Origin of the sequence: Kitasatospora phosalacinea (genome assembly GCF_000716545.1) — a bacterium.
Taxonomy (GTDB): domain Bacteria; phylum Actinomycetota; class Actinomycetes; order Streptomycetales; family Streptomycetaceae; genus Kitasatospora; species Kitasatospora phosalacinea.
Genome location: NZ_JNWZ01000107.1, coordinates 1 through 12,114, shown reverse-complemented (window position 1 = coordinate 12,114; position 12,114 = coordinate 1). Strand labels below are relative to the sequence as shown.

Annotated in this window: 6 protein-coding genes and 2 pseudogenes; 3 read left to right on the top strand and 5 right to left on the bottom strand. The window is 72.4% G+C overall.

Annotated elements, in window-relative coordinates:
• The 3 genes and pseudogenes from OO48_RS32770 to OO48_RS40435 all read right to left on the bottom strand — a co-directional run.
• Positions 1-318, bottom strand: a pseudogene (locus OO48_RS32770) (hypothetical protein); the annotation flags it as partial.
• Between the two features lie 967 nt (positions 319-1,285).
• Positions 1,286-2,035: an NAD-dependent epimerase/dehydratase family protein gene (locus OO48_RS32760; protein WP_245194900.1), complete on the bottom strand. Its 750-nt coding sequence runs from the start codon at positions 2,033-2,035 to the stop codon at positions 1,286-1,288.
• A 293-nt stretch (positions 2,036-2,328) separates the two neighbouring features.
• The gene (locus tag OO48_RS40435) at positions 2,329-2,703 is read right to left on the bottom strand and encodes a hypothetical protein (protein WP_033223003.1); all 375 of its coding nucleotides are present in this window, start codon (positions 2,701-2,703) and stop codon (positions 2,329-2,331) included.
• 473 nt (positions 2,704-3,176) lie between these two features.
• Here OO48_RS40435 and OO48_RS40885 point away from each other — a divergent pair.
• Positions 3,177-3,452 (top strand): annotated as a pseudogene (locus tag OO48_RS40885) (VOC family protein); the annotation flags it as partial.
• Positions 3,453-3,720: 268 nt separating this feature from the next.
• On the opposite strand, the gene OO48_RS40880 reads toward OO48_RS40885, so the two are convergent.
• The gene (locus tag OO48_RS40880) at positions 3,721-4,767 is read right to left on the bottom strand and encodes a site-specific integrase (RefSeq protein WP_033223001.1); all 1,047 of its coding nucleotides are present in this window, start codon (positions 4,765-4,767) and stop codon (positions 3,721-3,723) included.
• A gap of 875 nt (positions 4,768-5,642) precedes the next feature.
• Between OO48_RS40880 and OO48_RS32745 the strand changes: the two genes are divergently transcribed.
• Positions 5,643-7,313, top strand: coding sequence for a glycoside hydrolase family 27 protein (locus OO48_RS32745; RefSeq protein ID WP_051733328.1), 1,671 nt, complete (start codon positions 5,643-5,645; stop codon positions 7,311-7,313).
• Between the two features lie 159 nt (positions 7,314-7,472).
• Positions 7,473-8,915 (top strand): arabinofuranosidase catalytic domain-containing protein, encoded by a 1,443-nt coding sequence (locus OO48_RS32740; protein ID WP_245194898.1) that lies wholly within the window; start codon positions 7,473-7,475, stop codon positions 8,913-8,915.
• A gap of 138 nt (positions 8,916-9,053) precedes the next feature.
• Here the strand turns inward: OO48_RS32740 and OO48_RS32735 are convergent.
• Positions 9,054-12,114 (bottom strand): glycoside hydrolase family 3 C-terminal domain-containing protein (locus tag OO48_RS32735; RefSeq protein WP_051733326.1); only part of this gene is annotated, 3,061 nt, incomplete at its 5' end.

Below are 12,114 nucleotides of genomic sequence, written 5' to 3'. Positions count from 1 at the left end.
GGTGAAGGGGCTGGAGGTCAGGGTGCCGGTGCCGGCGTCGCCGGCGGCCTTGAAGCCCCACAGGTGGTAGGTGCCCTGCTGGTTGAAGCAGCAGCCCCACCCCCAGCCGGTCTCCGAGCTGACGCCGCCCTGGAAGGCGTTGCCGGTCGCGGTCCACCCCGACAGGTCACCCGTCTCGAACCCGGGATTCACCAGGTCGCCCGTGGTGGCAGCCGCCTGATGGACGGTCAGCACCGAGCCCATGGGCAGGCAGAACAGCAGCGCGAGCAGGAGGCGCAGGACGACGCTGCGTCCCGGCGGGGCCGAGTGTCTACGCACGAGGTTCCCTCCGTGTTTCTGGCGTGCTAAATCGAATCTCCATGGCCGCCGATGCTGGTGGCGTCGCGCTTGCTAATACAAGTGTCTTGACGTGACTGTTTATCTATTCGTTATCGCTGACACAGTGTCAGATCTCTTGCTAATTCGCTTTAGCATGCCGTGCGCGAGCTTCGATCGCCGACCCGTGGCGCGCCCGGGGCCGGCCTTGCCCCGGTCTGGGCGGCGCGCCTGGTGGCCAGGTCGAGGCGCATGCGTCAGATCGGCGTGCGCGAAGACGGGCAGTCCCACCTCATGGCCGGCGGCCGCTGCGGCACGGGCCACTCCGGGTGCCGACGCGGTGGGCGGTTCGCCCCTGACGGAGAACGCGGCCGGGACGCGGTTTCGCGCCAGGACGCCGAACATCCGCCCGGTCCGGGTGGGTGCGGGGCCGCCGCCGAGGATCGGGACGACCGCTGTCGGCGAGGCCATGGCTGACCGGCGTGCACGGACCGCCGACGGGAAACGCCGACGGGAAACGCCGACGCACCGCGCCCGAAAGCGGCCCACCGCCTTCCAGTCACCCGCAGCGCGCCGGGCACGCATGAACAGAGCGCACGTCCCGGCCTCTTGACGAACCGGGAGGTGGGGACGAGGGCGCCGCGGGCGGCCTGCTTGCCCTGGAGGGTGCCCAGCGGGGCCCGGGGCCCGGACGACCTCGGAGCCGACGACGCCCTCCGTGCGCCGGCCTGCACGGCGATCACGGTGACGCCTGCCGGGTCGCGCCGGACGGCGACGGCGTCGAGCCCGTCGCCGCGGGAGTTCCGGGTGTGCCAGGTCTCTTGCTGATCGTTTCAGAATGAGGTGTCGACGGTCGTCTGGAAGTGCACAGCCCGGTACGAGCGGACGTGCACCGTGCGTCACAACGCCGGCGCCTCCCGATGGTCGGGCCCGGCTGCGTTGAGGGTGTTGTCCGTGGGTGGCCGTGCGGTCAGGACCGAAGGTGCGGAAGGGTGAACTCGGGCAGGGCATAAGGGCCGGCCTGGGGTGCCGCGGGGTCGGCCGGGAGGCCGGCTCCGGGAATGTCGGCGGCGTGGAGTTCGGCGTTGTCGACGGGCGTGTAGTCCAGTACCGCCGGGTCCGGGACTTCCCAGAAACGGCGGGTGTTGGCGGAGACCGCGTACACGGTGGCGAAGCGGGTGGAGGGCGGGGCGGTCAGCGCGGCCCGGACGTAGCCGACGGCGTCGCGCGGGCTGAGCCATGTCGCCAGATGCCTGGGCTCGGTCGGGAGGGGTTCGAAGCTGCCGATGCGCAGGCAGATGACGGACAGGCCGAACTTGTCGGCATAGAGCTGCCCGAGGGCCTCGATGGCGGCCTTGCTCACTCCGTACAGGCCGTCAGGCCGCACGGGCTCGTGCGGCCTCGTGAGATGCCCGACCGGGTAGAAGCCGGCCACGCGGTTGCTGCTGGCCAGCACCACCCGCTCGATGCCTGTTCGCCGTGCCGCCTCCAGCACGTGGTGGGTGCCGAGCACGTTGACGTCGAGGAGATCCGCGAGCGGCGCTTCGTCCGGCACACCGCCCAGATGAAGCACCTGATCAGCACCCGCGAGCGCCGATTCCACGGAAGCCGCGTCGCGCAGGTCGACGGTGTACACGTCCTCGTTGTCGGCCTCCGGTCGCAGCGCCACCCGGTCGAGCAGGATCACACGCGTCGCTCCACCCCGTAGTGCCTTGCGCACGACGGACCCGATGTTCCCCGCCGCACCTGTCACCGCTACCGTCCCCAGACGCACTGTGCCTCCCCCGTCGATCTTCCTTCGCGTATCCTCGGTGCTGGACTTCCGGCGATCAAGCGACGTCTTGCGAGAACAGGCCACGGCCGGGCGGGTGCCAGCAGCACGGCGAGGCCCTGCGGCTGCGCACGTCGAGCCGTACCCGCCGGTGCACGTCCGGGTGTACGCCGACAGGAGTGTGGACGGTCACGCAATTCCCCAGGGGTGCTGGTCAATTCCCCAGGTCCTGGCCGGGTGACTCACCGGTCGACTGCCCAGGCGGTATCGGTGGGAGGGTCGCCGGTCGTGAGAATGTGCGAAACCGCCTGGAGTGCCTGGGCCAGGGAGACCGTGTCGCGATCGGGGTAGTCGTCTTGCTGTCCGTTGGCCAGGACGAAGCCACTGCTCTGGCCGGTGGCACCGGGGTCGACGGCGTGCTCGCCGGGGTCATCCTCGCCGTCGAGTAGAAGGATCATCGCTTGCTCGGTATTGGTGATGAGCCCCAACGATCGCCCTGTCGAGCTGCTCAGCCAGCTCTCCAGATGCCCAGCCGCGATCCGTTCGTGGAGCTTCTGCAGTGCTGCGCCGGCCGACGTCACTGCGGTGCTGTCGTCGAAGGCCCAGGACTCGATCACGGACGCGAGCCTCCCACATCCGAGACGGTCAGGACCCTCGACCCGGCTCGGGGACGCCCAAGGGGGACTTGAATGATTCGGATGGAACGATCACTCGCGGGTCAAACCACCCGATCGAGGGCATTTGAGGCTTCCGCCGTGGTCAAGTTCCCCAGGGGGACTCCTGACCACGACCCTGGCCAATTCCGTCACCACGAAGCCTCAGGAGCAGGGGAAATCGCTGACCGTTCACAAGGAGGTGAGCTGCGGGTCTTGCGCTCGGCAAGCTTGGCCGACTGGGTGTCTGGGGTTCCTGCTGGTCTTGTTCCTGGCGACCTGTGGGAGCTGGTGGTCTCGCTGCCGCCGCCCGCTCCCGCAGGGCGCCGCCGCTACCTGGGGCGGCTGCGCATTCCCGACCTCGGGGCCCCGGCACTGACGCCGACAGCGGCAGCGACAATGAGCAGACGGCGGGTTCGACGGTTCGGGGGAACGGGATGCTGACCGGGATCGTGATCGACGCGCTGGACGTCGCGCGCATGGACCGCTTCTGGCTGGACGCGACACAGGGCCGGACGGGCGGCCTGCGGCTGCGATTCGCGCCGACCACGAAGCCGAGGGCGGCGCACAAGAACCGACTCCACCTCGACCTGGCCGGGGGGCCGGACTGGGAGGCCGAGGTGGCGCGCCTGCTCACACTCGGTGCGACGCGGGCCGACATCGGCCAGGGGGACGTTCCGTGGGACGTGTTGGCGGACCCGGAGGGCAACGAGTTCTGTGTGCTGCGCCCCGGCCACCCCGGCGTGCTCGCCGACTCCGGCCTCGTCGCGATCTGCCTCGACGTCTCGGAGGAGGAGCGCTGTGCGCAGCAGGCCTTCCGGCAGTCCCGGGCCGGGTCGAAGCCGACGATCGGCGGCACGGGCTCCAGGCCGTGCGGGTGCCGGGAGACCACCGCGCCCGGGTTGCGCGGGCAGCGCTGCGGGTCCGACCCCGGCTCGTCCAGGACGAGTTCGGCGGAGTCCGCGCGCTCGACCGCCATGCTCACCACGCAGGGGCGGACGGCCCGCCCGGTGGTGGCGACGTGCCCGTCGAGGACGACCGCGCCGGGTCGGGGGCGGGTGCGCGGCGGAGGACGGTGGCGTCGGCGGGGCCGTCGGGGTCGTCCGGTCGGAGTCGGATGGCGCGGCGGAGGGGTTCCATGCGGCGGGGGAGGGGGTGCCAGCCGGGTTGTCCGGCCATGTCGGTGTTGAGGTCGTGGACGGCTCGGGCGTAGGCGCGGGCGAGGCCGCGGAAGTGCAGGGGCAGGCCGGGGCGGGGGTGGCCGCTGGGGGCGATGCTGACCCACAGGGCGTCGGTGGTCTGGTTGTCGGGGCCGGGGGGCTCGGCGGGGTCGCGGACGGTGAGGCGGGCGCGGGCGGTGAGCCAGTGGCGCAGCGCGGCCAGGGTGGTGGGGGAGAGGGCGACGGTCTCGGTGGCGGGCGGGGTGCGCGGGTCGCGGTGCTGGGGGAGGCGGGTGAGGCGGATGGTGCCGTGGTGCAGGTCGACGTCGCGGGTGCGCAGGGCGCAGAGTTCGCCGGCGCGGCAGCCGGTGTCCAGCACGGTGGCGATGATCGCGAGGATCCGGCTGCGGGCGTCGCTGCGGCCGGGGCGGGCCGCGCTCTCCAGGTGGCCCAGGAGGATGCTGCGGGGGCGGGCGGTGACCACCGGGCGGAGTTCGACCGGCGGCGGGTCGCGGTCGGGGAGGGTGAGGGGGACGCCCGCCCGGGCGCCGAGGATGCGCAGGCAGTTCTCGCGCACGCGCATGGACGCGGGCGAGGGCTGCTCGGGCCGGGCGGCGGGTTTGCGGCGCAGCAGGCCCTGCTCGGCGGCGGTGAGGTAGGCGGCGAGGGCGGCGGGGGCGAGGAGCGCGTCGAGGGAGCGGGCGGCTTCCGGCGGGAGCGCGCCGCGTTCCAGTGCGGTGCGCAGTTCCCCGGCGACCCAGCGCAGTTGCTTGGCGCGGGAGGCGCCGGTGGGGGGTCGGCAGGCGTGGTCGACCAGTGCGTCCAGGGCCTCGGTGGAGGGTGCCGCTGCCGTCGGGGTGTCCGCCATGGGGCCACCCTAGTGGCGGGCCGGACGGGTCCTCGGGTGGACGGGTTCCAGCAGACCCCGCAACAGTGTGTATGTATGAATAACTGGCTTGAAGCGCGACCGTCAGCGCGAGGCCGACGCCGTGGTGACCGCCCGTTCCCACGCATCCCGTGTCAGCGGGAACCGTCCTTCGGCGGCCGGCGGCCGGCGGCCGGCGGGGGGCCCGGAACCGGTCCGCCTGCCGGACGGCGCGAGCGGCGGGCCGTCCGGCAGAGCGGGTGATCACGGAATGCGGTGAATCCCGCGCGCGGAAATCCCGTCCGGGAATCGGGCGGGCGGCTCGCTGCTTTCAGGGAGGGCATTTCCGCGAGAAGGGTTGACACGGGGTTCGGGGTGCTGGACGCTCTTAACCGCCACCGCCGAGGACATTCGAGAGGGTGATCTTCCACAGCAAATTGTTAGCGCTAACAATATCCGTCGGAGCCGCCGCGCGGCCAGGGTCCGGCCGCTGCGGGCCGCAGGGGGCGGCGGCCCACCTGCGGAGCGCGGGCGGCGCGGGCGGAAACTTTCACGCGAGCCCCGCCGTCGAACGGCGGCGAGGAGCGGACGGAGGATCTTCCGGTCGAAATCCGAGCGGGGCCCGGGACGGCCCGGAATTCGGCGTCCGGGCGCATTCCTGAATTGTTCCACCGGGGCCGATCGGTGAATTCCGGTGCGGCGGCCCGCGCCGCCCCGCGATTCGTCGCGCCGTCCGCGGAGGAATCCCGTCGCCGGGTGCCGAATCCGTCCACCGGCACGTGTCCGCCGCGCCCGCGGGGCAGCGCTCCCCACCACATTCCCGGCGCGCGCACCCGCGGGTCGCGCGCGTCCCACCACTCCCGCCAGGAGGCGACCACATGCCCCACCCGAACCGGCGCGCCGTACGGCGATCGGCGCGATCCCGCCTGTGGAGGACGCTCGCGTGCGTGCTCCCGGCCCTGCTCCTGTCGCTGGCGATCCCGCTGCTCTCCCCGGGCGCGGCCACGCCGGCCGCCGCGCTGGGCAACGGCCTGGCCACCACCCCGCAGATGGGCTTCAACGACTGGAACGCCTACGGCTGCAACGTCTCCGAGTCGCTGATCAAGACCACGGCGCTGGCCATGCACAACAACGGCATGCAGAGCGCCGGATACGCGTACGTCAACATCGACGACTGCTGGATGACCCACTCCAGGGGCTCCGACGGGCGCCTGGTCCCCGACCCGGCCAAGTTCCCGGACGGGATCAAGGGCACCGCCGACTACGTCCACTCGCTGGGCCTGAAGCTGGGCATCTACGAGGACGCCGGACTGCAGACCTGCGCCGGTTACCCCGGCAGCCTCGGGCACGAGAGCACCGACGCCCAGTCCTTCGCCTCCTGGGGCGTGGACTACCTGAAGTACGACAACTGCTACGCCGGGCCGGGCTGCGCGCTGAACTCTTGCCCCAACGGTAGCAAGGCGCCCGCGCAGACCCGCTACACCGCGATGCGCGACGCCCTGGCCGCGACGGGACGGCCCATCCTGCTGAGCCTGTGCAACTGGGGCGAGGACAACGTGTGGACCTGGGGCGCCGGCGTCGGCAACAGCTGGCGCACCACGGGCGACATCAACGCGAGCTACTCCAGCATGCTGTCGATCTTCCACAGCAACGTGAAGCTGGCCGCCTACGCCGGCCCCGGCCACTGGAACGACCCGGACATGCTGGAGGTCGGCAACGGCTCCCTCACCGACACCGAGAGCCGCTCGGAGTTCAGCCTGTGGTCGGAGATGGCCGCTCCGCTGATCGCCGGCACCAACATCGCCTCGGCCAGCGCGAACACGCTGTCCACGCTCACCAACGCCCGGGTCATAGCGGTGGACCAGGACCCGCTGGGCAAGCAGGGCACCATGGTCTCCTCCGTCAACGGTCTCGACGTGCTGGCCAAGCCGCTGGCCAACGGCGACGTCTCGGTGGCCCTGTTCAACGAGACCGGATCGACCGCGACCATCAGCACCTCCGCCGCCGCGATCGGCAAGACCGGGGCGGCCGGCTACGGCCTCACCGACCTGTGGACCGGGGCGACCTCCACCACCGCGGGCACCATCAGCGCCTCGGTCCCGGCGCACGGCACCGTCATGTTCCGGGTCTCCGGCGGCACCAGCGGCGGAACGGCCACCACCGGACCGGTGCGCGCGGTCGGCGCGGGCAAGTGCCTGGACGTGCCGGGCGCGACCACCACCGCGGGCACCCAGGTGCAGATCTGGGACTGCAGCGGCCAGGCGAACCAGCAGTGGACGCACACCGCCTCCAACCAGCTGACCGTCTACTCCGGCGGCACGCAGATGTGCCTGGACGCCTACGACAACCAGACCGCGCCCGGCACCAAGGTGGAGATCTGGACCTGCAACAACCAGGCGAACCAGCAGTGGAAGGTCAACGCCGACGGCACCGTCACCAGCGTCCAGTCCGGACTCTGCCTCGACGTCACCGCCAGGTCCACCGCCAACGGCGCCCTGGTCGACCTGTGGACCTGCAACGGCCAGAGCAACCAGCAGTGGACCCTGTGAAGCCCCCGCCGACGCCCCACCGCCCCACCGCCCCACCGTCCCACCGCCGCCCCACGCCCACCCGACGAGCCGCAGGGAGCCCCCATGCGTGACGCCCGCTGTCCGGAACGACCCGTGCCCGCACCCCCGCCCCGCGCCCGGCTCCGCACGCTGATCCGCGTGTTCGCCACCCTCCTGCTGGTGGTCGGCACTGCGGTCGGCACCGGAGGACTCGCCACCACGGCGCAGGCCGCCACCACCGGCCCGTGCGACCTCTACGCGGCGGGCGGGACGCCCTGCGTCGCCGCGCACTCCACGACCCGCGCGCTCTACTCGGCGTACGGCGGAGCGCTCTACCAGGTCCGGCGGGCCTCGGACGGCCGGACGCAGAACATCGGCGCCGTCGCCGCCGGGGGCGTCGCCAACGCGGCCGCCCAGGACACCTTCTGCGCCGGCACCTCCTGCGTGGTCACGATCGTCTTCGACCAGTCCGGGCACGGCAACGACCTCGCCTACCAGGGTCCCGGCGGCGCCGGGGGCAGCGACACCCCGGCCAACGCCACCAGCGAGGCCCTCACGCTCGGCGGGTCCAAGGCGTACTCGCTCTACATCAACCCCGGGAACAGCTACTGGCACGACGGGTCCTCCTCCGGGATGCCGCGGGGCAGCGCCCCCCAGGGCGCGTACATGGTGACCAGCGGCGTGCACGTCAACGGCGGCTGCTGCTTCGACTACGGGAACAGCGAGACGGACCGCAAGGCGGACGGCGCCGGGGCCATGAACGCCATCTACTTCGGGACCAGCTGCTGGTTCGGCGGCTGCTCGGGGACCGGCCCGTGGGTGCAGGCCGACCTCGAGTACGGCCTGTACTCCGGCGGCAGCTCGTCGTGGAACCAGAACCAGCGGGCCTTCACCAACCGCTACGTCACCGCGATGCTGAAGAACAACGGCACCACCCGGTTCGCGCTGAAGGGCGGTGACGCCCAGTCCGGCGGGCTCACCACGCTCTGGAACGGCGCGCTCCCGCCCGGCTACAGCCCGATGAAGCAGCAGGGCGCCATCATCCTGGGCAGCGGCGGCGACTGCTGCAACGGCAACACCAACCAGAGCCTGGGGACCTTCTACGAGGGCGCCGTCGTCAGCGGCTACCCGTCCGACGCCACCGACGACGCCGTCCAGGCCAACATCGCCGCGGCCCGCTACAGCACCGCCGCGGGCACCGGTACCACCACCGGGCCGCTGCACGCCGTCGGCGCCGGCAAGTGCCTGGACGTCCCGGGCTCCAGCACCACCGGCGGCACCCAGACCCAGATCTACTCCTGCTCCGGCGGCGCGAACCAGACGTGGACCGCCACGCCCTCGGGCCAGCTCACGGTGTACTCCGGCAGCGGCCAACTGTGCCTCGACGCCAGCGACAAGGGCACCGCCAACGGCACGAAGGTGATCGTCTGGCCCTGCAACGGACAGCCCAACCAGCAGTGGGTCCGCAACGCCAACGGCACGGTCACCGGCGCCCAGTCCGGGCTCTGCCTCGACGTCAGCGGAGCGTCGACGGCGAACGGCGCCCCGGTCCAGCTGTGGACCTGCAGCGGGCAGAGCAACCAGCAGTGGAAGCTCGGCTGAGCCCTGACGGTCGGACGTCCCCCGCCCGGGCCCGCCCCGGGCGGGTCGGCGGGCTCCGGCCGGAACGCCGCTGACCCGGGCGGAAACGGCGCCGGGGGCACCCTGGTCGGGTGCCCCCGGCGGTCGGGTGACGGCCGGTCAGTCCATGGCGTCGGCGGTGACGGTGGCGGGGTTGGTGAGGTCGGCGGACAGGGGGAGGTTGCGGGAGCTGTCGCCGACCGCGATCCGGTAGGTGCCGGCGGTGGCGGTCCAGTGGGAGGTGGCGGTGTCCCAGTGGGCGAGGGCGTGGGCGGAGACGGTGAAGGTGGCGGTGGCGGAGGCGCCGGGGTTCAGGGTGATCCGCTGGAAGCCCTTGAGCTGGCGCGGGGGTTCGCCGGTGGCGGCGGGGGCGCCGACGTAGAGCTGGGCGACCTCGGTGCCGGGGCGGGTGCCGGTGTTGGTGACGGTGGCGGTGACGGTGGCCTTCCCGTTGGTGAGCGGGCCGACCTGGAGGTTGGAGAAGGCGAAGGTGGTGTAGGAGAGGCCGTGGCCGAAGGGGAAGAGCGGGGTGAGGTTGTTGGAGTCGTACCAGCGGTAGCCGATCTTGAGGCCCTCGGAGTACTGGACGGTGCCGCCGGTGCCGGGCCACTGGGCGGGGGTGTTCGCCGGGACCTGGGAGAGCGAGGCGGGGAAGGTGATCGGCAGGTGGCCGGAGGGGTTGACGTCGCCGAACAGGAGGGCGGCGATGGCCTCGCCGAACTCCTGGCCCTGGTAGAAGCCCTCGAAGACGCCCGCGACCTGGCCCAGCCAGGGCATCATGATCGCGGAGTTGTCGCTGAGCACCACGACCGTGTTCGGGTTGGCCGCGGCCACCGCCGAGATCAGCGCGTCCTGGTTGCCGGGCAGGTTCAGGGTGGTGGTGTCGGCGGTCTCGTGGCCGTAGTCGTCGGCGGCGAAGACGACCGCCACGTTCGAGGACCTGGCGAGCGCGACCGCGGCGGCCTGGTCGGTGCCGTCGTTGTAGGCGACGGTGGTGCCCGTCCCCGCGGTGCGCTGCTGGATGCCGTACAGCGGGGTGTAGGTGCCGGAGCTGGTGGCGTTGCCGCTGCCGCCGCCGGAGGTGAGCGTGCCGGGGCCGGCCTGGGTGCCGATGACGGCGACCGAGCGGCCGGCGTCGGCGTCGAGCGGCAGCAGGCCGTTGTTCTTGAGCAGGACGGTGCCCTCCTCGGCGCCGCGCAGGGCGACCGCGCGGTGGGCGGGGGTGGCGACGATCGCGGTCTTGGAGCCGCTGGGCGCCCTGTCGAACATGCCGAAGCGGAACATCTGGGTCAACACCCGGGAGACCATGGCGTCGAAGGTCGCCTGGCTGACCTGGCCGTTGGCGACGGCCTGCAGCAGCGGGGCGGAGAAGAAGCCGTCGAACGGCATCTCCACGGTCTCGCCCGCGTTGGCCGAGGGCACGGTGGAGTGGATGCCGCCCCAGTCCGAGGTGATGAACCCCTGGAACCCGGCCTGCTGGTACATCGCGACGTTCTCCAGCGCCGGGTTCTGGCAGGAGTACTCGCCGTTGACCATGCTGTAGCCGCACATCAGCGCCGCCGCGCCGCCCTTCTCGATCGCGGTCTGGAAGGCCGGCAGGTAGATCTCCTGCAGGGTGCGGGCGTCGACGATCTCGTTGCCGGGCGCGGAGGGCTGCTCGACGTTGTACGCGGCCACGTGCTTGACCTCGGCCATCACGCCCTGGCTCTGCATGCCCTGGACGTCCGCGCTCGCGATCTGCCCGCTCAGGTACGGGTCCTCGCCGAAGGTCTCGTAGGCCCGCCCCCAGCGCGGGTCGCGCACCATGTTGACCGTCGGGCCGAGCGAGACGTTCACGCCCTTGCCGGCGAACTCCTGGCCGACCGCCGCGCCGAACTCGCGCACGTAGTCGGTGTCGAAGGTGGCCGCGGACACCTCCCCGTCGGGGAACTGGGTGACGCCGCCGAGCCCGTCGCCGACACCGCTCGGGCCGTCCTCCAGGTTGACGTCGGGGATGCACAGCTCGGGCTGCCCGGCGATCTGCCCCATGTAGACGTCGGAGCCGTCGCCGTACAGCATCCGGTCCTTCTGCTGCTGGGTCATCGCGCCCATCAGCTGGGCGACCCGGGTGGCGACCGGCACGGTCGGCTGGTTGAGCCACGGGCAGTTGCCCGGGGCGGGCTTCGGCGCGGGCGGCGGGATGGTGACGGTCCTGTCGCCGACGGTGCGCACGGCCAGCTCCCAGAGCGAGACGCCGTACGCGGTGGCCCGGGCGGTGGTGTACAGCCGCAGGTAGCGGCCGGTGCCGGTGGCGGCGAGCGTCTGGGTGCCGCCGGTGCCGGTGGTGGTGGAGTAGACGCTCGTCCAGGTGGCGCCGTCGTTGGACAGCTCGATCCGGAACGCGGTGGCGTAGGCGTTCTCCCAGCGCACCACCACCTGGCAGACCGGCAGGCTCCCGCCGAGGTCGACCACGATCCACTGCGGGTCGCCGACCGCGCTGGACCAGCGGGTCAGGGTGCTGCCGTCGGTGGCGTAGAAGGCGTCGTACGCCGGGTTGCCGTCCTGGGCGGAGGAGCCGGTGGCCGGGTGCCCGAGCGCCGCGTTGACGGTGCCGCAGCCGGTGCCGGTGCCGCTGGGGGACGGCGACGGCGACGGGGACGGGGTGGGCGTCGGCGTGCTGCCGCTCCCGCCGGTGAAGACCTGGAACTCCCAGAGCGAGTAGCCGTACTGGGTGCCCCGGGCGGTGCCGTACATCCGGACGTAGCGGCCGGTGCCGGTGACGTCCAGGGTCCGGGTGCCGCCGGTGCCGGTGGTGGTGGAGTGGACGGGCGTCCAGGTGGCGCCGTCGGCGGAGACCTGCACCTGGAACGCGGTGGCGTAGGCGGACTCCCAGGCCAGCGAGACGCGGCAGACCGGCAGCACGGAGCCCAGGTCGACCTGGATCCACTGCGGGTCGGCGGCGGCGCTGGACCACCGGGTGCCGCCGTCCCCGTCGACGGCGGCCGCGGCCGGGAAGGCGGCGTTCTCGGCGGAGGAGGCGGTCACCGGCCGGTCCAGCGCGGCGTTCTGGGTGCCGCAGGCCGCGCCGCCGGAGCCGGTGCCCGCCGTCCCGTACACCTGGAACTCCCAGAGCGAGTAGCCGTACTGGGTGGTGCGGGCGGTGCCGTACATCCGGACGTAGCGGCCGGTGCCGGTGACGTCG